The 21,104-nt window shown below is 67.5% G+C and carries 25 protein-coding genes and 2 pseudogenes; 11 read left to right on the forward strand and 16 right to left on the reverse strand.

Going from position 1 to position 21,104, the window contains the following annotated elements:
- Window positions 1–273: 273 nt before the first annotated feature.
- Together FRAQA3DRAFT_RS20515 and FRAQA3DRAFT_RS20520 are read right to left on the reverse strand one after the other, a co-directional pair.
- Window positions 274–1,032, reverse strand: coding sequence for a bifunctional 2-polyprenyl-6-hydroxyphenol methylase/3-demethylubiquinol 3-O-methyltransferase UbiG (locus FRAQA3DRAFT_RS20515; protein ID WP_035923169.1), 759 nt, complete (start codon window positions 1,030–1,032; stop codon window positions 274–276).
- 333 nt (window positions 1,033–1,365) lie between these two features.
- A pseudogene (locus tag FRAQA3DRAFT_RS20520) lies at window positions 1,366–1,740 on the reverse strand (winged helix-turn-helix transcriptional regulator); the annotation flags it as partial.
- Between the two features lie 85 nt (window positions 1,741–1,825).
- Between FRAQA3DRAFT_RS20520 and FRAQA3DRAFT_RS20525 the strand changes: the two are divergent.
- From FRAQA3DRAFT_RS20525 to FRAQA3DRAFT_RS33405, 5 genes are all read left to right on the forward strand, one after another.
- Window positions 1,826–2,512 carry an NADPH-dependent F420 reductase gene (locus FRAQA3DRAFT_RS20525; protein ID WP_009740972.1) on the forward strand — a complete coding sequence of 229 codons (687 nt, stop codon included), beginning with the start codon at window positions 1,826–1,828 and terminating at the stop codon, window positions 2,510–2,512.
- A 35-nt stretch (window positions 2,513–2,547) separates the two neighbouring features.
- On the forward strand, window positions 2,548–2,736 hold the full coding sequence (locus tag FRAQA3DRAFT_RS20530; protein WP_009740973.1) for a hypothetical protein: 189 nt from the start codon (window positions 2,548–2,550) through the stop codon (window positions 2,734–2,736).
- Window positions 2,737–2,957: 221 nt separating this feature from the next.
- On the forward strand, window positions 2,958–3,263 hold the full coding sequence (locus FRAQA3DRAFT_RS35265; RefSeq protein ID WP_157467524.1) for a hypothetical protein: 306 nt from the start codon (window positions 2,958–2,960) through the stop codon (window positions 3,261–3,263).
- A gap of 318 nt (window positions 3,264–3,581) precedes the next feature.
- Entirely contained in the window at window positions 3,582–4,070 is a 489-nt protein-coding gene (locus FRAQA3DRAFT_RS20535; protein ID WP_009740974.1) for a DinB family protein, read from the forward strand.
- A gap of 11 nt (window positions 4,071–4,081) precedes the next feature.
- On the forward strand, window positions 4,082–4,912 hold the full coding sequence (locus FRAQA3DRAFT_RS33405; protein ID WP_198286939.1) for an IS701 family transposase: 831 nt from the start codon (window positions 4,082–4,084) through the stop codon (window positions 4,910–4,912).
- On the opposite strand, the gene FRAQA3DRAFT_RS20545 is transcribed toward FRAQA3DRAFT_RS33405, so the two are convergent.
- Window positions 4,831–5,421, reverse strand: a complete 591-nt coding sequence (locus tag FRAQA3DRAFT_RS20545) for a GIY-YIG nuclease family protein (RefSeq protein ID WP_009740975.1) — start codon at window positions 5,419–5,421, stop codon at window positions 4,831–4,833. The two genes, FRAQA3DRAFT_RS33405 and FRAQA3DRAFT_RS20545, sit on opposite strands and share 82 nt — an antisense overlap.
- Before the next feature lie 188 nt (window positions 5,422–5,609).
- Complete coding sequence (locus FRAQA3DRAFT_RS38865; RefSeq protein WP_009740976.1) at window positions 5,610–5,969, reverse strand: SDR family NAD(P)-dependent oxidoreductase; 360 nt, start codon at window positions 5,967–5,969, stop codon at window positions 5,610–5,612.
- Window positions 5,970–6,178: 209 nt separating this feature from the next.
- On the opposite strand from FRAQA3DRAFT_RS38865, the gene FRAQA3DRAFT_RS20555 reads away from it, so the two are divergent.
- Both FRAQA3DRAFT_RS20555 and FRAQA3DRAFT_RS20560 read left to right on the forward strand, forming a co-directional pair.
- Entirely contained in the window at window positions 6,179–6,427 is a 249-nt protein-coding gene (locus FRAQA3DRAFT_RS20555; protein WP_009740977.1) for a type II toxin-antitoxin system Phd/YefM family antitoxin, read from the forward strand.
- On the forward strand, window positions 6,424–6,807 hold the full coding sequence (locus FRAQA3DRAFT_RS20560) for a type II toxin-antitoxin system VapC family toxin (RefSeq protein WP_009740978.1): 384 nt from the start codon (window positions 6,424–6,426) through the stop codon (window positions 6,805–6,807). Before FRAQA3DRAFT_RS20555 ends, FRAQA3DRAFT_RS20560 begins: the two co-directional genes overlap by 4 nt.
- A gap of 42 nt (window positions 6,808–6,849) precedes the next feature.
- Here the strand turns inward: FRAQA3DRAFT_RS20560 and FRAQA3DRAFT_RS20565 are convergent, their stop codons facing one another.
- On the reverse strand, window positions 6,850–7,260 hold the full coding sequence (locus FRAQA3DRAFT_RS20565) for a nuclear transport factor 2 family protein (protein ID WP_009740979.1): 411 nt from the start codon (window positions 7,258–7,260) through the stop codon (window positions 6,850–6,852).
- A 101-nt stretch (window positions 7,261–7,361) separates the two neighbouring features.
- Between FRAQA3DRAFT_RS20565 and FRAQA3DRAFT_RS20570 the strand changes: the two genes are divergently transcribed.
- Window positions 7,362–7,973: a TetR/AcrR family transcriptional regulator gene (locus FRAQA3DRAFT_RS20570; protein ID WP_009740980.1), complete on the forward strand. Its 612-nt coding sequence runs from the start codon at window positions 7,362–7,364 to the stop codon at window positions 7,971–7,973.
- A gap of 170 nt (window positions 7,974–8,143) precedes the next feature.
- On the opposite strand, the gene FRAQA3DRAFT_RS20575 is transcribed toward FRAQA3DRAFT_RS20570, so the two are convergent.
- The 7 genes and pseudogenes from FRAQA3DRAFT_RS20575 to FRAQA3DRAFT_RS33410 all read right to left on the reverse strand — a co-directional run.
- Window positions 8,144–9,064: an LLM class F420-dependent oxidoreductase gene (locus FRAQA3DRAFT_RS20575; protein WP_035923173.1), complete on the reverse strand. Its 921-nt coding sequence runs from the start codon at window positions 9,062–9,064 to the stop codon at window positions 8,144–8,146.
- Between the two features lie 109 nt (window positions 9,065–9,173).
- A complete protein-coding gene (locus tag FRAQA3DRAFT_RS20580) occupies window positions 9,174–10,004 on the reverse strand; it encodes a DUF3592 domain-containing protein (protein ID WP_009740982.1) in 831 nt (276 codons plus the stop codon).
- Window positions 10,004–10,381, reverse strand: a complete 378-nt coding sequence (locus FRAQA3DRAFT_RS20585; RefSeq protein WP_157467529.1) for a hypothetical protein — start codon at window positions 10,379–10,381, stop codon at window positions 10,004–10,006. Before FRAQA3DRAFT_RS20585 ends, FRAQA3DRAFT_RS20580 begins: the two co-directional genes overlap by 1 nt.
- 555 nt (window positions 10,382–10,936) lie before the next feature.
- Window positions 10,937–11,512, reverse strand: coding sequence for an HhH-GPD-type base excision DNA repair protein (locus FRAQA3DRAFT_RS20590; protein ID WP_009740984.1), 576 nt, complete (start codon window positions 11,510–11,512; stop codon window positions 10,937–10,939).
- A 46-nt stretch (window positions 11,513–11,558) separates the two neighbouring features.
- Entirely contained in the window at window positions 11,559–11,726 is a 168-nt protein-coding gene (locus FRAQA3DRAFT_RS20595; protein ID WP_232291684.1) for a hypothetical protein, read from the reverse strand.
- Window positions 11,727–12,220: 494 nt separating this feature from the next.
- Window positions 12,221–12,463: an IS3 family transposase gene (locus FRAQA3DRAFT_RS20600; RefSeq protein ID WP_035921267.1), complete on the reverse strand. Its 243-nt coding sequence runs from the start codon at window positions 12,461–12,463 to the stop codon at window positions 12,221–12,223.
- A 192-nt stretch (window positions 12,464–12,655) separates the two neighbouring features.
- Window positions 12,656–12,901 (reverse strand): annotated as a pseudogene (locus FRAQA3DRAFT_RS33410) (DDE-type integrase/transposase/recombinase); the annotation flags it as partial.
- Window positions 12,902–13,392: 491 nt separating this feature from the next.
- On the opposite strand from FRAQA3DRAFT_RS33410, the gene FRAQA3DRAFT_RS20605 reads away from it, so the two are divergent.
- A complete protein-coding gene (locus FRAQA3DRAFT_RS20605; protein WP_198286941.1) occupies window positions 13,393–14,655 on the forward strand; it encodes a hypothetical protein in 1,263 nt (420 codons plus the stop codon).
- A gap of 268 nt (window positions 14,656–14,923) precedes the next feature.
- Here the strand turns inward: FRAQA3DRAFT_RS20605 and FRAQA3DRAFT_RS20610 are convergent, their stop codons facing one another.
- Together FRAQA3DRAFT_RS20610 and FRAQA3DRAFT_RS20615 are read right to left on the reverse strand one after the other, a co-directional pair.
- Window positions 14,924–15,250, reverse strand: coding sequence for an NYN domain-containing protein (locus FRAQA3DRAFT_RS20610; protein ID WP_035921270.1), 327 nt, complete (start codon window positions 15,248–15,250; stop codon window positions 14,924–14,926).
- Window positions 15,251–15,954: 704 nt separating this feature from the next.
- A complete protein-coding gene (locus FRAQA3DRAFT_RS20615) occupies window positions 15,955–16,422 on the reverse strand; it encodes a hypothetical protein (RefSeq protein ID WP_009740987.1) in 468 nt (155 codons plus the stop codon).
- 330 nt (window positions 16,423–16,752) lie between these two features.
- Here FRAQA3DRAFT_RS20615 and FRAQA3DRAFT_RS35280 point away from each other — a divergent pair, with 330 nt between their 5' ends.
- On the forward strand, window positions 16,753–18,453 hold the full coding sequence (locus FRAQA3DRAFT_RS35280) for a hypothetical protein (protein WP_009740988.1): 1,701 nt from the start codon (window positions 16,753–16,755) through the stop codon (window positions 18,451–18,453).
- Between the two features lie 223 nt (window positions 18,454–18,676).
- On the opposite strand, the gene FRAQA3DRAFT_RS20620 is transcribed toward FRAQA3DRAFT_RS35280, so the two are convergent.
- Window positions 18,677–19,702 (reverse strand): NADP-dependent oxidoreductase, encoded by a 1,026-nt coding sequence (locus tag FRAQA3DRAFT_RS20620; protein ID WP_009740989.1) that lies wholly within the window; start codon window positions 19,700–19,702, stop codon window positions 18,677–18,679.
- A gap of 143 nt (window positions 19,703–19,845) precedes the next feature.
- On the opposite strand from FRAQA3DRAFT_RS20620, the gene FRAQA3DRAFT_RS20625 reads away from it, so the two are divergent.
- Entirely contained in the window at window positions 19,846–20,544 is a 699-nt protein-coding gene (locus FRAQA3DRAFT_RS20625) for a TetR/AcrR family transcriptional regulator (RefSeq protein WP_009740990.1), read from the forward strand.
- Between the two features lie 159 nt (window positions 20,545–20,703).
- On the opposite strand, the gene FRAQA3DRAFT_RS35285 is transcribed toward FRAQA3DRAFT_RS20625, so the two are convergent.
- Window positions 20,704–21,009, reverse strand: coding sequence for a hypothetical protein (locus FRAQA3DRAFT_RS35285; RefSeq protein WP_157467531.1), 306 nt, complete (start codon window positions 21,007–21,009; stop codon window positions 20,704–20,706).
- Window positions 21,010–21,104 lie beyond the last annotated feature (95 nt).

Below are 21,104 nucleotides of genomic sequence, written 5' to 3' on the forward strand. Positions count from 1 at the left end.
TCGGTGCTTCGACCCGTTGGCGGTACTTTCGCGCCGTGGACGGCAACGAATTCCCGGCGCAGGACGTCTCCGACTAGTCCGAGTGGCCTCGGCCGAGGGAAGCACTGTTCGGGCATCGTCGTTCTAACAAGCAGGACCGACCACGGTGCATAATCAGCCCTCGCCCCGGCGGTCCGGAATCCAACCACGTATTCAAGCTCGGTCTGTTCAGATGCGTGGAGACGTGCGTCGGGGTGGACCGGCGAGATACGGCCGGTCCACCCCGACGTCGGGTTAGCGGCGGCGGGCGGTGAGCAGCAGGCGACCGGCGCCCAGGGTGTAGGGCGCCCCGTCCGGGTCGGCGTAGCGCCCGATGTCGGTGAATCCGGCGTCTGCCAGCACATCACCCAGGTGGGCGCTGGTGTAGACGTGGTGCAGCGCGGTGGCGTCGAGCCGCCGCGCCCCCTGGCTGAAGCGGTAGCGGCTGATCAGCCGACTCGCCACGACGTCGTACTCGGTGGTCGTCTCCACGGTGATGTCGCCGGTCCGCATGGTGCGCGGCGCGGCGGTGAAGCCGGGCAGGATCGACTCGGCCGTCGCGCCGAAGTCGACGACCAGCCCGCCACCCGGGCGGACGACCCGGCCGAGCGCCGCGGCGAACGCGCGGGTACCGGCCAGGTCCAGGTAGCCGAAGCTGTTGCCGAGGCAGACCGCGGCGTCGAAGACGCCGAGCCGGTCGATGTCACGCATGTCGCCGTGCTCGAACGCCACGGCCTGCCTGGCGGCCCTCGCCGCGCGCCGGGCGTGGCCGATGGCCTCGGTGGACAGGTCGACGCCGGTCACCCGGTGGCCGCGCGCGGCGAGGGCCAGGCTGTGCCGGCCGCTGCCGCACGGGACGTCCAGGATCCGCGAATCGTTCGGCAGGCCCAGCCGGGCCTCGACGAAGTCGACGTCGGCCGCGGTCCATTCCGGTGTGGCGGCGCGGCGCCAGAACTCGTTGGGAAGGTCGGTGAAGAAGTCCGCGTACCACGCGGACGGGATGTGCTCGGACAACGCAGGATGCTCCCGAATGAGGTACCTCGACAGGACGTTGCTGTCGCGGGGCACCGGGGAGAAGGACAGCCGCGCGCGGTCAGCCGGCCGGCGGACGGCTGTGCTCCACGGACGGCTGTGTCCCGCGGAACGGCCCGAGGCCGGCGCGGCGTTGCGCGTGACCGTCGCCGGACCGGGATGGCCGGGCGGTCACCGGTGACCCGGGACGGGGCCCGGGGCAGCCATGGCATCCTCCATGCTCGCCGCCGGGTCGCTGCCCGGCGGGACTACGGGCGACCCTAGACCGGCCCAGCCCGGGCCGGCAACGGATTTTCCGCCCCCCGCCGGCAGTGTCCGGGCCGCGTGTTCCTGCGCGTCGAGAAGCTCGTCGCCATGTTCGCGCGTCCAGTCGCCGAGCGCCTTCATCGGGCCGTCGACCAGGCTGTGCCCCAGCCGGGTCAGCTCGTACTCGACCCGGGGCGGGGCCTGCGCGAAGGAGCGGCGCTCCACCAGGCCGTGGGCGCACAGCCGGCGCAGCGCCTCGGTGAGGACCTTGTCGCTCATGCCGCCGATCGCTGCCCGCAGCTCGCGGCGCCGCCGGGGGCCAAGCCGAAGCGCCATCAGGACGACGGGATCCCAGGTGTGGGCGAACAGGTCGGTCGTCGCCCGTAGGCGGCAGTCCGCGACCAGCTCGACGCAGGAGTCCTCGGGCTCGCTCATCCTCGCCATCGTCGCAGGTTCCCGACGTACCGATCGGTGCGTAACGAGATCTCTACCGTGGCACCGGAGCGGTCGGCGACATGAGGAGGGACCAATGCGGATCGGGATCCTGGGCACCGGAGCCCTGGCCGAGGCACTGGGCACGGGCTGGGCCCGCGCCGGGCACGAGCTGGTGGTCGGCGGTCGGTCGCGGGCGAAGGCGGAGGCGCTCGCCGGACGCCTGGGCGGCGCGACGCGCGCGGCCGACCCGCGAGAGGTGGTCGACGGGCGGGACGCCGTGCTGCTCGCGGTGCTGTGGAGCGGCGTCGCGGACGTGCTGAGCGACGTCGACGCGGCCGCCGGCACCCTGGCCGGGACCACTCTGATCGATCCGACCAACGCCGTGGAGCATGGCGTCGGAGTGCTGCTCACCGAACCCGGGAGGTCCGCCGCCGGCCAGATCGCCGCGTGGGCTCCCGGTGCCCACGTGGTGAAGGCGTTCCATCTGTTCCCCGCCGAGCGGTGGACGGCGCCGCCGCCCGCCAGCGGTCACGACACGGCGGACGCGACGGTGGTGATCTGCGGCGATGACGCCGGCGCGCTGCGGATCGCCGGTGAGCTCATCCGCGACGTCGGCGGGACGCCGGCCGTGCTGGGCCCGCTGGACCGTGCCCGTCAGCTCGAGGAGGCCGCGGGCTTCGTCATCGGACTGGCCTTCGCGGGCTTCGACCCCAACTCCGCCATCCCCCGCGTGCCGACCCTGCCCCCGCAGTCACCGTCCCCGGACGGCTCGACGGCCTGAGTGCCGGCCTAGGGTCTAGGGGCGTAGCCCGGGCGGTGGGGGTTGCCGTCGTCCTGACGGTCATCGTGGTCTGTCTCGGCCAGGGATGGCTGTCGCAGGGCGAGCTAGTCGTCGCGGTCGCACTTGATCTCCTTCATGGCCTGCTGCTGACCCGTGGGGCCGTCTCGGCCGGCACCGACGGTGGTGACCCGCCCGCGAAGGAGACGCCCGACAGCACGCCCTGACTTCCGGGCGCCCGGTCGTCTGCGCGGCACCACTCGTGACGCGCAGACGACCGGGGTGCGGGTCGCGGCCAAGGGGTTGTAGCTACCAGGCCCGTCGCCCATGTCTGGCGTACCGGTCGTCACGTGCGGCCAGACGGGTTGCCGCTCCTTACCGCTGTTCTTCGGGCGGGCGGTGGCTAGTCGCGCCGGCGCCGCGCGTCCTGCTGGACGGTGTCGTTTCCATGTCCCGTTCAGGCGAAGATGACGAGCCGGAGGGCCATCGACCTGAAGTCCGTCATCTTGACGTGGACGATTCGACCTCAGAGCGTCCGGGTTTAGTTGGCGGATTCAGTGGATCTTGGCGGCGCGAACGGCTTCAGGTCGAAGTGGTCGCGGACGGCAAGCGGGACGTGCTGGAGTGGCGGCTTATCCGCGTTGCTCTGGATGCGTTACGCATCGAGAACCAGCAACTTCGCGACGCGCTCGCACACGTCCACGGTCAACTCCGAGCAGCCCGAACCGATCTTGGTGTCGAGGAAGTCTCCTGAGCTTCGGGATACCCTCGGCCCATAACGCGCCGGAACAGATCGACACAAGTCACGTGACACGCGCATAGCTTGGATGTTATCCTTATGATTGCTCCGGCTCGCCCTCGGCTCCGGACACGGCATTCCCCGAGGACCCTCTGACGAGGGCCGAGAAGCGTTTGCAGCGCCTACATCCCCGGCGGGCCTCCGGCACCGATGTCATCGGTGTTCTCCTCGGCAATCGAGACGAGCCCTGTCCGATCGACCTTCATGCTGCTCGAGTATGCACCCATGGGCTGATCCGTCAATGTCCTTTCAACCCAGAAAGCTGGAGAATTAATGTTCATATGGCCCCGCATGACCACTGGACCCGAACGTCTCATGTTGGAGAGCTGGCTTGACCGCAACCGGCAAGCGCTCATCGACACCGCGCGAGGGCTGTCCGAGACCGACGCACGGCGGCGCCTGGTCGTCTCACTGACCACACCGATCGGGCTGATCAAACACGCCGCCACCGCCGAGCGCATCTGGTTCCAACGCACCCTGCTCGGCCTGGACGAGTCCGCATGCGACGGCTACGCCACCGGTGACGACGGCAGTTTCGTTGTCGCCGACGGCGAAACGCTGGCCGACGTGATCGCCGAGTTTGAGCGTGCCAGCGAGCGTTCCCGCGTGATCGCCGCTGACTTCGAGCTCGACGACACCAAGGCACACCCCCGCGCTGGCGATGTCAGCCTGCGGTTTGTCTACCTGCTCCTGATCGAGGATTTCGCCCGTCACGCCGGCCATGGTGACATTCTCCGAGAACAAATCACCGCCGCACGATAGGCGTTGGCAGGGTGGCGCGGCAGTACTCGGGAACCGCGGGTCGTATCGAGAACTGTCAGATCGGGGTGTTCGTCACCTACGTGACGGCGGCAGGTCGGTCGTTTCTCGACCGGGAGCTCTACCTGCCGAAGTCCTGGATCGACGATGACGACCGGCGTCGCGAGGCCGGGATCGACGACAAGATCACATTCTTGACGAAACCCCAGCTGGCCAGGGCGATGCTCGCCCGCGCGCTCGCTGCCGGGGTCCCGGCCCGCTGGGTGACCGGGGACGAGGTATACGGCTCGGACCGGCGCCTACGGATGTGGCTGGAAGCCGAGGGCGTCGGCCACGTCATGGCTGCGAAAAGCAACGAACCACTCATCGGCGCCACCGGCCGCCACGTGTTCACCCAGGTCCGGGCCGATGTTCTCGCCGATGATGTCGCCGAACAGGACTGGCAGACGCTGTCCGCCGGTGACGGCGCGAAAGGGCCTCGCCTGTACCAGTGGGCCCGGGTATCGATAAGACCCTTACGGAAGAAAGGAGTAGGGCACTGGCTGCTGATCCGCCGCAGCCTGACCGATCCATCCCGGCGGGCTTTCTACGGCTGCTACGGACGCGCCGCAACGACCCTGATGAACCCGCCCGGGTCGCCGGCTCCCGCTGGTCGATCGAAGAATGCCTCCAGACCGCGAAACAACGAAACTGATTTCGCTGACCCTACCCGAGATTCGACGGTTGCTGTCTCGCCTCGTCCTCGCCGCCACCGCCAGCACCGTCATGGCGTGGTCCCGATGGCGCCGCCGCCGTCCGCTCGGAGCCGAAAGGCCGCTCGAAGCTCACGGAGCCGCTGCCGGTAGGGGTGGTTGGCGTTGTCGTCCCCGTTGAGGGGCGGCTCCATGGCGGCGATCACCGCCGCCTCGACCTCTGCGGGATCGGGCCTGGCCACCCAGGAGACGTGCAGGTAAGAGACCTGCCAGTGGCGCAGCCAGGCCAGCTGCGCAGGCGGTAGCAGGACCTTTCCACCCTTGCGGAACGGGGTCAGGCCGCCCTCGGCCAGTAGATGGGACGCGAGCGTGAAGCGGAAGGTCGAGGAGCCCGTGTTGGCGGCGAGGTGTTGGCGCACGATGCGCTGCCGGAGGCTGGTACCTGCGATACCGACGTACAGCAGGCCGAGGGACATCGACGGGTGGGCGGCCGCCGGCACCCCCGGGAGCACCCCCGGAGTCGCCCACCAGGCGTACAGGCCCGGCCCACCCGGCACCGAGAGCGCTTGCGGGCCGACGAGGCTGGCCGCTGGTACGGGCGCCGCCCGTAGGACCCGGCAGACTTCTTCGGTGAGCGTCTCTGCGCCCTCTGGATCAGCCACGTCGCACAGTCTGCCAGTCGGCCGGGGAAGATCAACGCCGCGATGCGGCCGGGCGGTCGGGGAGCAGGAGCGAGGCCACGGCCGCGGTGTCCGAGGAGGCCGTCGACGATGGGGCGGGGCGGGCGACCGCGTGTGATTGAGCGGGCATCGGCATCGGCACGGCGCTGGCCTCCTGGCCGGTCGGACGATCAGGCCTTCGCCGGGTGCTGCCCGCCCGCCGGCGTGTCGTCGACGACCTGCGCGAGCAGGGTCAGCAGCGCCTCGGGGGCCTCGAGGTGCGGCAGGTGTCCCGCCCCGGGCAGCAGCTGGAAGGCGGCGCAGGTCTCCTCGTGGGAGACATCCCCGACGAGCGGCACGATCTGCGCCGATCCGGCCAGTTCGGTCTGTTCGGACCGTCCGGTCAGGGTGAACAGCCCGTCCTCGTCGAGGTCGACGGCCACCGCCCCGAACCCGCGAGCGGCGAAGAGCTCCGCGCAAGCACGCCCGATCCCGGACGCCGCTCCCGCGATGACGACCGATCCCGCGATGACGACCGACGAGGTGACCACGCTTCCTCCGGGGAGCTCGGGGAGTCCGCCGCGGCGGCGCATCCGGCTGGCGATGCCCGACGTCAGCCTCGCCCGCCGCCATGAAGGGGGATGTTTCACTCCCGGACGACAGGAGTTGAATCCGCCGAACTCCACCCGTGCGACGGCAGGCTCCGCGGCATCAACGTGGGGGCACGTCACCCTTGTAGCACAAGTGCTACCGTGGGTGGGTGGACGAGATAGGACTTCGAGAGGTTCGGCAGAACGCCAGCGACCTTGTACGGCGAGCGCAGGCCGGCGAGCGGTTGACCATCACAGTCGCCGGCCGGCCGGCAGCCGTCCTCGGCCCAGTGGTCTCGCGAGCATGGCGGCACTGGGACGAGCTCGCCGACGTCTTCGCCCAGCCGGCCGACGCCGACTGGGCCGCCGATCGCGAACTGGTCGATGGCTCCCTCACCGACCCCTGGGAAGATCGATGAATCGCGGTGTTCTCGACACCAGCGTTCTTGTCGCCGCTGACGTCACCCCGATCCCCGGCGAGCTGGCGGTCAGCGTTGCCAGCATCGCGGAACTCCAGTTCGGCGTCCTCGTGGCCAGGACTCCCGAGACCCGCGCCACACGCCTCGCCCGCCTGAGCGCGGTCCAGCGACGGTTTGACCCACTGCCCATCGACGACGCCGTCGCCGACAGCTACGGACGCCTCGCCGCCCGAGTCGTCGAAATCGGACGCCAGCCACGCTCACGGACGATGGACCTGCTGATCGCGGCCACCGCACATGCCCATGGAGCCAGCATCTACACCCGCAATGCCGCCGACCTCACCGGCCTGGAAGACCTCGTCAGAATCGTGGCGATCTAGCGGCACTCGTCACAGGCGAACCCGGCAGACGTAGACGTGAGGTCAGCGGGGCACACCACCGAGCGGCGCACGTCGGGCGGCGATCTTCCGGTGGCGGATGCGCCAGCTGGTGCCGTCGCGGACGATCACGTCGTCGTACACCACGCTGCCGGTGGTGCCGTCGGCCATGACCCCGATGCCCTTCGACCGGGCGCGGACCTGGCCGTCGGCCTGCTCGGCCAGCACGACGTTGGTGACGTGGTGGCCGACGGGGTTGGCGTCGCCCAGGGCGAGGGCCGCGGATCGGATGGCCGCCACCCCGGTCAGCGTCCCCTGCCCGAAGTCGGCGAGGTCATAGGTCACGTCGGGGGTGAACAGCTCCTCCAACCGGTCGAGCTCTCCGGCGTCGACGAGGTGGCCGTACCCGTGGATGAGGTCGGTGACGGCAATCCGGTCCTCGACGGTCAACGTCATCGGCTGGCCCTCCGTATCTTCACTCCGGCCATTAAGTGGGGAGCTCCCCAGTTAGCGCTCAACGATAATGGGCGCTTCCCCTGGTCCGCAAGGAGCCGCCCGTGACGCGAGACGTGCCACCGCGTGCATCAGGGACGCGCGCGGCCGGGCGAAGGCTCCGATCGGATGCGGCACGCAACGTCGACCTGCTGGTGTCGGCGGCGCGCGCGTTGTTCGACGAGCGCGGCACCGAGGTACCCCTGGACGAGATCGCCCGCCACGCCGGCGTCGGCAACGCCACGCTGTATCGCAACTTTCCGAGCAGGGGCGACCTGCTTGTGGCCGTCTACTCCGAGGAGGTCGACGCTCTGTGCGAGCGTGGCGTGGTCCTGCTTGAGACGGCCCTTCCCGGCGAGGCCCTGTTCGCGTGGCTGGACCTGTTCGTCGTGCACGCCGCGACCAGACGCGCCCTCGCGCTGGCCGCGATCTCGCAGGAGTCCGACGAGCGGCGCGGGGAACTGGCGGAAGGCTGGCACGCGGTGATGCACTCGACGGCGGAAACCCTCCTGGCTCCGGCGCAGGAAGCCGGCGCGGTGCGCCGCGACCTCACCGCCGCCGATCTGCTGGCCCTCACCAATGCCACCGCCCTGGCCAGCGCCGGCCCCGCAGACGCCGTCCGGTTGCTGCACATCCTGCGCGGCGGGGTCGAAACCCGGCCGGACTGCCAGCCCTGAACCTTCGCACCCGGCCCTGGTCGCCACCGACCTCGCTGCGATTCTCGGCGAACTGGCGGTGAGCGTCGCCAGCGTCGCGGAACTCCAGTTCGGCGTCCTCGTCGCGAAGACAGCAGAGGTCCCGCGCCACCCGACTCACGCGGAATCCGCCCGCGGGACGCCTGCCGGGCTCACCCGGCCAGGCCGCCGAGGGCTTGGAGGGTGCGATGGCGCTCGGCGGCGGTGGTGATCCCGGTGGGGTTGGCGATGAAGCGGGTGGCGCCGGCGTCGGCGAGGCGGCGCAGCTGCGTTTCGAGGTGCCGCTCGTCTCCGACGATCGCGACGTCGGCCGGGTTGGCGGCGCCTTCGTGGTCGAGCATGGCCCGGTAGGAGGGCAGGTCGGCGTAGCAGGCGAGATGGGCGGCGGCGCGGCGGCGGGCCTCGTCGGGGTGGTCGGTGACGCAGACCGGCAGGCTGACCGCGACCTGCGGCGCCCCTACAGCGGCGGCGGTGATGGCGGGCACGATGTGGCTGTCGATCGTCCGGAGGCCGGCCATCCAGGTCACCGTTCCGTCGGCGAGCTCGCCGGCCACGCGCAGCATGGCCGTGCCGAGCGCGGCGACCAGGACCACCGGCGGGGTGCTCCCGGCGACGTGGCCGGAGAATCCGGTGGTGTCGGCCGTGATCATGTCTCCCTCGAAGGCGACCGTGCCGTCGCGCAGCAGCGGCTGCAGGGCGCAGAGGTACTCGCGCATGTGCGTTGCCGGGCCGTCGAGGTCGATCCCGAAGCGCCGCGCGACCGGCCGGCGGTGCAGGACGCCGAGGCCGAGGGTGAGCCGACCGCGGCTGGCCGCCTGAACGGTCTGGGCCTGACTGGACATGGTGATCGGATGTCGACTGTGGGTGACGGTGACGGCGGTGCCGAGCCCGAGCCCGGGCACGTGGACGGCCAGAGCGGCGAGGGCGGTGAGCGCGTCGAGGTCGTACATCTGGCCCAGCCACACCGATCCGAGGCCGGCCGCCGCGGCGTCTCTGGCCTGGCCGACCAGCGCGTCGATGGCGTTCGACGCCTCGGCTCCGGGTGGTGCGAGGGCGAGCCCAATCGGGATCATGTCGCCCACGCTAACCACGTCACCTCGAACTATCGAAACCACTTGAGTGGAATCCGGACGCACGTCGCCGCCTTCAGCCGCCGCGGAAGGCCGCCATGCCTGACCAAGGTCAAGGCGATTCCGGCAGCAGCGTGCGCTGGCCGACGCTGGCCGTCCCGGGAGGAGGCGGTTGTTCCAGCAGGCTGACCTTCACCCGCCACCGTTCACCTCGGCGGCGCCGGCACCACACCTCGTCGATCGTCATGCTCAGCCGTTGACCGGCCTGCCAGTGCGCACGCTCCTTCCCCGCGCCCACTCCCCAGAGATCCCAGCCCGGAAGCGCCCGCTGGATCGCCTGCTGGTCCCGGCGCAACATCAGGACACGGCCCTCCTCGTGGTCCGGCGACTCCTCGTGATCCGGCGACTCATCGTGGTCCGGCGACTCATCGGCCGCGTCGGAGGACGGCGGCGCCAGCCACCATGGCACCGATAGAACCGCGAAAATATCGGTGACCTCGGCGGTCGCCAAAGGCTCCCATCCGGGATACTCGCGACGGCGCCGGAGGAATATCCAGACGGCGACGGCAGGCATCGCAAGGCCAAGCACGGCCACGCCCACCGGAAGTTCCCCGTACCACCAACTGCCGCGCTGACGTGCCTGGGTCGGGTCACGCTCGTCGTACTCGATGGTCAGGCGTTCCCCGACCCGCGGATCCGTGCCATCGGTGGTAATCCTCGTAACGATCGGCACGCCGGTGCGCGTGACGAAACGGGCTGTCGGCCGCTCACGTGGGCCGCCGGCGTCCAGCACCTCGGCGGTGGCCACGATCCCATGTTCCGCAAACGTGCCGTTCACGTGGAACATATATCCCGCGGCGGCGAGGCAGACCATTCCGGCCGCCAGCGTCTTCCAGATGACATCGACCCCGACCCAGAAAGGAGCAGTCTCCACCCGACCCATCAGGGTCTGCCGATGACCGGAAAACGCTGTTCGACCAGCAGAAGGGCGTCGATCAGCGGTGGAAGGTCGGTCTGGTCGAGGCCGGGCAACGAGAATCGGAGCGTGTTGCGCGCCATCGAATCCTCGCTCAGTTCTCCGCCTACCACGAGGTGCCCATTCCGCTCGCACCGCATGCCCAGGTTGATCCACTCCTCCATCGAGACGAGTTCGGCGCGGCCGCGCACCTTCCGGTGGATCCGCTGCAGCTGCTTCCGGAACGAGCGCAGCTCGTCGGTCCGGAGGGCAGCGGCAAGATCGACGGTGAAGCCACGCAGGCGAGCCGTGATGGGACTGGTCAGCCAGTTGCCGTCCCAGTAGTCCGCGGCCCCTGGATGCATCCGCCCGAGGACCTGGATCAGGACGTGGTCAGATCCTCGCCGTCCGATGACGATCTCCGAACGGTCGTCTTCCATGTCATGAGTGTGTCAGGTCATCGACCCGAGAACACTCCGTCCCGGCGGAGAAGGCCAGGAACGAAGGAGCGACGGAACCCGAGATCGAGAAGGGCCGACAATGCAGACAACGCTGATGCCGGCTGTCACTGCGGGGATCACACGCGATCTGCGTGCCATGATCGGGGCCGATCGGGAGCGAAGGCAGGCTGTCGAGGGCCCACCGCCCCCGGAGCGAACGTCCGGATGGCAGGCATCATTCAATACCGGCTACTGCGGCTGCTGCAGTCCGCCGGCTGGCCGAATCCCCCCTCGCGCTGACCGTCGGAACCGTCACGGTTGTCACCGGCATTGTCTGGCCTGAATCGGCGGGGAAGGGGTCAGGGACGCCGTACCGCTGCCACTCTTTCCTTACCAAGGAAGGGTGCCCACGGCGACGAGTCGATGGGCGGTCTCGAACACCCGAGACCGCTAGGCCGCACCGCGAAGCGCGGGCACGGATCAGACCGCAGCCGCTTTGGCGGCGGTTTTCATCTGCTTCTTGTAGTCGCGGACCTTGTTCCGGGACTCGGGGCTGGTGATGTCGGCGACGGAGCGGTAGCTGTCGTCCTCACCGAAGGGGGCGCACGCTTCGCGCCAGCCGGGCGGCGTGACGCCGAGCTGCTTGCCGAGCAGCGCCACGAAGATCTTGGCCTTCTGCTCGCCGAAGCCGGGCAGCGCCGCGACCTGCTTGAGCAGCTGGCGGCCGTCGGCCGCCGTCGTCCACACCGCCGCCGCGTCACCGTCGTAGGAGTCGAGCAGCAGCCGGCACAGCGACTGCACCCGCTTGGCCATCGAGCCAGGGAAACGGTGCAACGCCGGTTGGCGGGAGAAGATCGCACCGAGATCGTCCGGGTCGAACGCGGCGAGCTCAGCCGGATCGAGCGGGCGCCCCAACCGCGCCACCAGCTCATACGGCGCCGCGAACGCCCGCTCCAGCGGGATCTGCTGATCCAGCACCATCCCGATCAAGAGTGCCAGCGGGTCGTTCGTCAGCAGCTCGTCGGCCTCGTCGATCTGACTCAGGTGCAGTCCCACGCCATCACCGTAGCCGACCGCTCCGCAGCGGCCACCGGGCCGTCGGTCAGATCGCCGTGTAGTCGGTGTGGTCCAGGCAGGCTGCGTGGTTGTCGGCGTCCAGGTAGTGGCACCACGGAAGCTGTGAGTCTGGAAAACGGAGTCGGCTTGTGCCCTTCCAGCTCGCGACCTCCACGTGAGCGCCGAGATCGCGGACGGTCTCCAGCGCGGGCACGAGGTCCGTGTCGCTCGCGGGGGCATGACGTAGCCGATCTAGAAAAAAACCCCGCCAGTCCCGGAGGATGGCGGGGAGAAAGGAGCTACCACGCTACAGACGCGCACTCGGGCACGTCAAACGCCGACACGGTCTCCTGCCGTGGTCCTTCACTCCGGCTCCCGCGAGTCCACAGATCAAAATCTAACGCTACGCGGTCGGGTGAGCGCGGTTCGCCCCGTCCCGCTCCATCCTTTCGATACTGGCTGGTCCAGCACCATCCCGATCAGCAGCGCCAACGGGTCCTTGGTCAGCAGTTCGTCGGCCTCGTCGATCTGGCTCAGGTGCAGTCCTACGACACCACCGTAGCCGACTGCGTCGGGCGGTCATAAGGACGTCTGTCGGATCGCAGTGAGTCGGCGTAGTCCTACGTGGCCGGTGATGCCCCCCGGGGAACCCCGTCACGGAATGAATGAAGCTGCCCCGGTTTCGTTCACAGGTAGGGCTTTGAATGGTTATGCGGCCTTACCGCACTCGTAGAAGCGGGTTTCACGCTCGTGGGGGCTGAGGTATCCGTTAGTGGAGTGTCGGCGTCGCCGGTTGTAGAAGCCCTCGATGAAGTCGAAGATCGCAGCTCGGGCTTGATCCTGGGTGGCGAAGGTGGTGCGGTCGAGGAGTTCGCATTCGAGAGTGGCGAAGAAAGACTCAGTGACCGCACTGTCGTAGCGGTCGCCGGCGGATCCGACGGAGCGTTTCACCCGGTACCTTTTGCAGATCTTCGCGAACTCGCGGGACGTATATTGACCGGATTCAACCGGTCGTCGCAACACCGGATTCTTGAAGTGAGAATAGCTGGTGGTTCATCACTTCGGTGGGGGTCTTCCAGTCGAGGGTCTTGCGGGGCCGGTCGTACAGGGTCGAGGCGATCGTGACCAGTTGAATTCACCTTGCGTTCCCTGGTCGGAGTGATGGATGACTCCGGGCGCGGGGCGGCGGTGGCGTAGTGCCATCGTCAGCGCGTCGGCGACGAGGGGGGTTTTCTGCTCAGCGGACATGGACCAGCCGACGATCCGCCGGGAGTACAGATCGAGGACGACAGCCAGGTAGAGCCATCCCTGGTCGGTCGGGACGTAGGTGACGTCCGCGGTCCAGATCTTGTTCGGGGCGGGGGCGGTGAAGTCGCGGTTGACCAGGTCGGGTCGCAGGTGTGCGGCAGGTCCGACCGGGTCAGGCTGACGCGGCGGCCATGTGAGCCGAGGTGGTTTGGCTGATGTCGGCTTGCCGACGCAACCGTAGACCGCCCGGCGTCTGGGTCTTAACTGGGTCGTAGGTCAACTGTCGCGGGGGGAGTCAAGGTCGCCACGAGTCTCGCGCTTGGACTGACCACGATTGGTCAGACGGTCGTGGTCGGCCCACCAGACCAGGCCAATAGTTACAAGGTATTGCAAGCTGCAACTGGGCGAGGGTGAGCTCATGTGCTGTCGCACAGAGATTGCCAGTGCGACTGTTCCGGTTACGACCTTCACTGAGCCGCGTACCACGGACGCCGATGACGGCCACTGCGGCGTTTGCGTACAGTCCGCAACATTGAACGGATCAAATGATTTTTTGTCAGGAGGGAAAAATGACATCTATGCAGGATCTTCTAACCGTCGCTCAAGCCAGGACCATCCGGCAGGATGGTCGGGTGGAGTTTGTCACCCACGATGTATCGATCCGCCCCGGCAGGTACACGTTCGACAATCTCGACGAACTCACCGCCTACCTTGGCGAGGCTCTCGGCGGACAGTCGGAGGGCGGCGGAGGCAGCCGCGGGTCCTTGTCCCGCAGGGGGAGGTACGTACGGCGCGCCGCTGACGGCACTCAGGTATTCACCTTCGGCGATCCCGTGCTCGACGCCATCTCCTCGACGGACGGCACGCTCGTCCTCGGCGGCCAGATAATCGATCTTCGGGCTAGCCGCGGGTCAGCAGGGGCGCCGAGCGGCGCGGACGCGGCCCCCTCAGCTACGCCGCATCTGAAGAGCACCGGCATGGTGAACGGCGCCGAGCGCTGGGCCTCGGACGACGGCTCCCTGGTGCAGTACCGCATGGGCGCCGGCCGGCTGAATTTCCACGCCTGGAAGCGGGACAGCATTCTTCCATATTGGTCGATGGGAGGAGAAATCAGCATAAGTGGTACCAAAGCCAGGTTCCAGGCTGCCGACCTTACGTCGCACTACTACATGTCGGTCGACGCTCCCTGTCAGATAGTCAAGATCGCAAACGACTCCGATCATGATGACGATTACGTCGACCAGTACGAGTGGGGAATCAACGCTCCACAGCCAGAGCGGGTCGCGGTGCTGTGCCGGGCGCAATGGCACCACGCACAGTTTGCCGACATCGTCACGGCGGGCGAGGGCTGCCCCAACTATCGCAACGATGCATGGCCAATAGGATTCCCCTCGGACTGGGCCACGATCAGAACCTTGATTGAATTGAATGGCCTCTGGACCGATGGAAGCTCTCGGAATGCAACTATTTCCGTAAAGTTCAGGTCGCTAGCGGTTAACATGTCGGCTTTTCATCGTCCAGCGGCTCGTGGGTCCGTCGTTGACGGCTCCACCATTACGGTAACGTTCCCCGACGATACGACCTATACGGGCACCCTGCGAGCACCCGACAAAATCAGATGGTCCAATGGATCCGTATGGACCAAGGTTGTCAACACCGTGCTGGACCTGAACGGAAGTTGGACCGACGGTAGTACCCAGAAAGCCGTGATCTCTGAAGGCACCAAATCACTCACGATTGACATGTCGGACTACGATCGTCCGGTAGCGCACGGATCCATTACCGCTAACTCCGTCATTCAGGTAACCTTTCCCGACGACGCGACGTATACGGGGACGCTGCAACCGCCCGACAAGATCAGATGGTCCAATGGTTCAGCCTGGACCAAGGTCTGAAAGGCGAGCTGCCTCGGTCACCGTACCCGCGACGTCGCCGCGGGTGATGATGCGTCGGGATACACAAATTCGCCGGCCAGAACATATTTAGGAGGTGCTGGTGTATGAGACGAAAACGAATGGCTCCGACTCCTCCGTGGCCATGGTCCAGCATTCTCCCGATCAGTGGCGCCAGTGCGTCGTGGTCAGAGCTCTCGCCCGCATCATCGCTCTGCTCGGATACAGCCCGACACCCTCACGACGGCGGTCCCGGCCACTGTGGCGCCGGTCAGATCGCCGTGTAGTCGGTGTGGTCCAGGCAGGCTGCGTGGTCGTCGGCGTCCAGGTAGTGGCACCACGGAAGCTGTGAGTCTGGAAAGCGGAGTCGGCTTGTGCCCTTCCAGCTCGCGACCTCCACGTGAGCGCCGAGATCGCGGACGGTCTCCAGCGCGGGCACGAGGTCCGTGTCCCGGCTGAACAGGACACCGACGTCATACGCTTCCTCGCAGGCAAGGCGCACGAAGTCCACGGCGAGAGCGACGTCGATGCCCTTTTCCCGGGCGGGCTTGGCCGTCCATGCCTTCGGGTAGCGGAGCTGCCGGCGGATAACGACCACCCGAGGATCACGGGCCCAGCGGTCGGCCTGCCGGTCGCTGGCCCTCGCGGCCTCCGGCTGGTGATCGGGGCTGGGACGGCCGTGGTAGACACGGACCGCCGCGAGCTCACCGCCGAGTCGTCACCCGCCGACGATCCGTCGCGCCACGCGCACGGGATCCACGTGTCCACGCTGGCCAGGTGTGTCGGAGGGTAGGAACCTGCTGCGCGCCAAGAGGTGGACGTTCTGGTAGTCGAGGAAGACAGCGACCCGCGGGGGCATGACGTAGCCGATCTAGAAAAAGCCCCGCCAGTCCCGGAAGACGGCGGGGAGAAAGTAGCAGTCACGCTACCGACGCGCGCTCCGGCACGTCAAACGCTGACACGGTCTCCCGCCGTGGTCCTTCGCTCCGACTCCCGCGAGTCCGCAGATCAGAACCTAATGCTAAGCGGTCAGCCGAGTGCGGATTGCCCCGTCCCGCTCCATCCTTCCGATACCCGCTGGTCCCCATCAATCTCGGAAAGATGAAGCGGATGCGCGCGGCGCCGGATACGCGGCCAGCAAGCCTAGATCGTTCACGGGGTTGGCGGGTGCCCTCGTGTGATCGGCGGATGATGTTTTTGATCTAGGTTTCCTGTCTGTGGGCAGGGGTGGGGTGCGACGGTCGCGTCGCCGGGTCCACGGCCCGGAGGTCCCTTCGCGCCCGGAGGGGCGGGAAAGGGTTGTCAGGTCACGGCGGGCAGCGCCTTGACCCGGGTCCAGCTGCCGAGAACGGCGTCGATCCAGGGCCAGTCCGCGCGTAGGTGCAGCCAGCGTTTCCGCTGGCCGCGGGTGAGCCGGGTGGGCAGGTCGAACAGCCGGAAGCGCAGCAGCTTGAGGGAGGCGTCGCGCAGGTCGCCGGGCAGGGTGACCTGGTAGTCGCGCGGGATGATCGCCACGTAGGATCGGTAGGAGCCGAGCAGGCTCTGCATCCGGCCCCAGCCCTCATGTCCGGCCGTCTCCGCCAGCGTCCAGCAGTTCGCCTTACCCCCTGCTGACAGGGCCTGGACGTAGTCGACCGCGACGTCGGTGCTGCGCTCCCGCGCCATCACCTCGCGCAGAACGGCTCGGACCCGGGCGTCGACGCGCGCCGTGCGATCAGCGACGTCCCCTATGCTGGCCACCGCGGCCGTGTCGGGTTTGTTGATACTCACGCATCGGACTACGCACCACGGCCGCCCCGAATCCCACGAGTGTGATTCCAGTGCGGCATTCCAAGACGTCACTCCGCGTAGTCGCGAGGCGAGTTACAGTCGGCTACCCGTCGAGCGCGATCAGTAGCCTACAGTGAAACCGCGACTGTAATACTGGGCAATATCCCGTGGCCGCCGACACCGCACCGAATGCAGCGCATCCGAGATCTGTCAACAATTAGACATCTCCCAGAATATCTGATCAGCCACGGTTGATTCACGGCAGCACCTACGATGACGTGAAGGTCCAGGCAGGTTCGTGGTGTAGAGCCCGGTGAGGAGAGCAAGACTATGCCCAGCATTCAGGGGATCGACGAGGACGGTAGCGGTTTCGGGGTCAAGGGGACAAGTCCTTCGGGCACGGGCGTGATCGGCGAGGGCCCCAGCTACGCGGGCGTCGTTGCCAGCAGCGTGACGGGCTCGGGCGTCTCGACATTCAGCGATTCCGGAGCCGGTGTCTTGAGTCTGAGCAACTCCGGCCCCGGTGTTTCGGCCCGAAGTCTTGGCGGCGTGGGTGTTTCTGCAGAGTCTGAGCAGGCCACTGGCATGACGGCGTCGAGCGTCTTTGGTGTCGGGGTCAGTGGGGAGAGCAGGGGCGATAACGGCGTCTTCGGCACGACCGAGGCCGGCGGCAGCTCTGGGGTCTTCGGGCGCAACACCTCGACCGAAGGTGGCAACGGGGTCGTCGGTCTCGCCGAGGGCTTTGGCGGCATTGGTGTCTTCGGCCAGGCAGCCGCCAGGGGTACCGGCGTGGTAGGAAATGGCGCAACGGGGATCGTTGCGCGAGGAGACGCCGGTCCGGGCCTCGACGCTTCCAGCGAACAGCAGGAAGGCGTCAAAGGCGAGGCGCTACGCGACGGCTTCGCCGCCGTCGCAGGAACTCATGCCGCAGGCGGAGTTGGCGTGCGGGGGGAAAGCCTGCGAGGGGGAAGTGGCGTTGAGGGATACGGGTTGAACGGGGTCGTTGGGACGAGCGAATCTTCCGCCGGAGTGGTCGGACGACTAGGCGCTGCACCCTCTTCGGACTGGGGGATGGGTGGCGTAGTGGGAGTAGCTACCCCAAATGGTGCAAGCGGTGTGCGCGGCATGGCTTTCGGTGGCTTTGGTGCTGGCATCACCGGTGAGAGCGATCATAATTTGGGAATGGGTGTGGTTGGCAGAGGAAAAATTTTTGGGGTGGTGGGTAAAATCACTGACGCCACCCCAAACGTGTTCGCAGCTGCAGTCCAAGGAAGCGCTGAGGCCGAGGGACACACAGCGGTTGCTGGACGCGCAGTATCTGACGCTAACGGCGTCGCCGGCTACACCGAATCGGGCACCGGTGTCATTGGCTGGGCCAGCGGTAGTGGTACTGGCGTCTTCGGGTTCAGCCCTAACCCCAAGAATGTCGGACCGTATGCTTTTGCGGGGAGCTTCCACGGAGCAGTTAACGTTACGGGGCCAATTCACAAGTCGGGCGGCGGATTCATTATCGATCATCCGCAGGATCCGCAGAACAAGTACCTACACCACTGCTTTGTCGAGTCCGATCAACGCAAGAACGTGTATGACGGAATCGTGGAACTAGACGCGGACGGCTCCGCGGATGTGACACTGCCGAGCTGGTTCGAGGCACTCAATCAGGACTTTCGCTATCAGCTCACTCCGCTAGGCAGTCCGGCCCCCGAACTTCATATCCAGCGGGAAGTGTCTCACGGTACGTTCAGGATTGGTGGAGGTCGGTCGGGCCAGCGCGTGTCATGGCAAGTCACGGGAGTTCGGGCAGACTTGTGGGCGCAGCGGAATGTACAATCTGTTGAAATGGACAAGACAACCATAGAACGAGGACTTTATCGCCATCCTGAACTTTATGGTGAACCTATCGAAAGGGGCATCGATTGGGTAATTCACGGTCGCGCAGCGGGAATTGTCGAGGCGATAGACCACCTTCAGCGGGGCGCGTCGGAACAAGACGTCAACGAGGTCAAGGGCGATCCCCCGAGAGGGTTGTGACGGTACGCCGATCATCTCAGCGCGCTCGACCCGGAGCAGGTTGCGTCGCTCTCGAGGTGCATGTCGGCGATCAGGCAAAACGTATCATGATCTTCTCGGGGAAGCGTGACCCTGAGTTCTGTACCAACCATGACGTCGGGTGGGCCAGGGGTGAGACTCCCCGTTCTACCCCAGGGCAACCGCTAGACACCCGTGGATGGCCGCTTCCCGCCCGCCCAACGCGCTATGCGTCCTCATCGCCGACGACAACCAGTTTCCCCCGGGTGTGATTGCGCAAAAGATGGACGCAGGCCTGCGCACCGTCCGCGAGCCGGTACCGCTTGCTGATCGCGACGGGCAGCGAGCCGTCCAGCGCCCGTGCGGCCAACGCGTCCAGATCGCCCGGCCGTGCACTGGTGATGACGGTCTCCACGGTGAGGTCCTTGTCCTCGAACGCGGCGGTGTCCGGAGCGGGGAAAACAATGTTGAGCAGCCGGCCACCGGGCCGGATCGCCCGAGCGGCGTCGACGAGCCCGTCACCGGGAAGCGCGAGGTTGACAATGGCGTCGGCTCCGTCCGGGCGGCGTCGCACCATCTCGTCGACGACGTCGGTGGCACGGTGGTCGATGACCTCGGCCGCCCCCAGATCGCGCACGTAGCCGTCGTCGGCGGGACTCGCGGTGGCGACGACGTGCACCTGCGCCGCGGCCAGCAGCGGCACCAGCACACTGCCGACGCCGCCCGTGGCGCCGATCACGACGACGACGTCACCGCGCCGGAACTCCCCGACTCGTACCAGCACCAACGCGGTCAGGCCGGCGGTGGGCAGCGTCGAGGCGTGCTCGGCCGTCAGACCGGTGGGACGCAATGCCAGGCCGGGGGTATCCGCCTCGAAGACCGCATACTCGGCCAGCGTGCCCGTCGTCAGCGACGGCGGCGACGCGACCTGCGCGGCAAGGTCGACCATGGTGTGGGGAAATCCGAAGCCGAAAACCTCGTCGCCGACGGCGAACCGGCTCACGCCGCTTCCGGTCTCGGTCACGGTACCGGCGAAGTCGCGACCGACCACGTGCGGAAAGCTCAGGGGCGCGATGGCGCGCATCGTGCCGTCCAGCACCCGGACCTCGGCCGGATTGAGAGCCGAGGCACGCACACGCACCTGGACCTGTCCATGACCCGGCCGGGGAACCGGCAGCGACCGGACTCCCAGCCCCTCCGGGGGGCCGTAGTCGTCCGCGACAACCGCGCGCATCGTGGTGGCCACCAGCATCCTCGCTCCGCTCCCATCGGCTACCTGTGGTAGCAACCAAACATGACCTACCGGTCATGTTATGAGCGTAGCAGAGAAGCGGACCGGTCGGTCAGCTTGCTAGGATGGGCTGAATCCAGCAGGAGCGCATAAGCGGGTGAGGCATGTCGGCCGCGTCACAGTCACGCCGGTTGCGGGCCGATGCCGCGCGTAACCGGCGGCTGCTGCTCGACGCGGCGGCCGTGGTCTTCGCCGAGCACGGTACGCAGGCCTCGATCACGCAGATCGCCGGCCAGGCCGGCGTAGCCAAGGGCACGGTCTTCCGCCACTTCCCCACCAAGGACGATCTGGTCGCCGCGATCGTCTGCGATCAGCTCGACTACCTTTCTGCGGCCGGCACGGCGCTGTCGGAGGCCGCCGACCCCACCGCGGCCCTGCTCGAGTTCATGACCTCGGTGGTCGAACTCCAGACCCACGACCGCTCGCTCTGCCAGGCCGCCATCGGGATCTTCCACGACAACCTGGAGATCCAGGCTGCCGCCGACCGTTTGACAGAGATCACCGAGGTGCTCACCGAGCGCGCTCAGCTCCAGGGGGGGATACGAGGCGATGTGACGGGCCAGGACGTCGTCCTGCTCCTGCGAGGCGTCTACCAGGCCGCCGCGCCCCTCTCCGACCATCAGCCCACACTGTGGCGCCGCTACCTGGCAGTGGTGTTCGAAGGCCTGCGCTCGCCGGCGGCGCATCCCTTGCCACTTCCAGCACCGGACCTGTTCCGCTCGCCGGTCGGCGACGGCCATCCGCCGCCCGCAGGACGTGACACCGTCGTCGCGGCACAGGCCCGGGCAGCTACAGGTCCGTGACGACCGCGGCAACAGCAAAGGACAAAGTGTCGAGATGACGCTGGCCCGCCTACTCGACCACGGACCGATCCCATCGGGCGAGATGAGCGGAGGCTCCGGCGCCTCGGTGAGCGGACACGCTACCGACGTTTCCGGCCACGCAGTTGACCGTGCGCTGTCTCACTCGCGCGGATGCACCTTCGGCACATGACGTCGGATTTCCACCGGCATTCCGGCGCCACCGGCATCATCGGCGCACGCGGAGAAGCTGTCGCCCGTAGGGCAATCGACGCATTGCCCAAAGAGGGACTCACCGCGGACCGAGTCGAGCTCGATGCCACCGAACCGGCCATTGTGTGAACCGCCGCCCCAACCGTCCGGGAGCGGTACTGCCGGCTGGACATGCCGGTAGATAACGCGGGTCTCCTGAGGTTCTTTGCCGAGATCCGGCCGTACGTCGACGCCGTCGAGGAGATGCAGCACCACTCGCCGACGGTGGTCGCCGGCCCCGGTGCCGGACGTAGTAGTCGAGAATCACGCCGGCAAGGCGGTGGCGGCGCATAGTGCCCAGCCGTGGGACC

This window comes from Frankia sp. QA3 (assembly GCF_000262465.1).
Classification (GTDB): domain Bacteria; phylum Actinomycetota; class Actinomycetes; order Frankiales; family Frankiaceae; genus Frankia.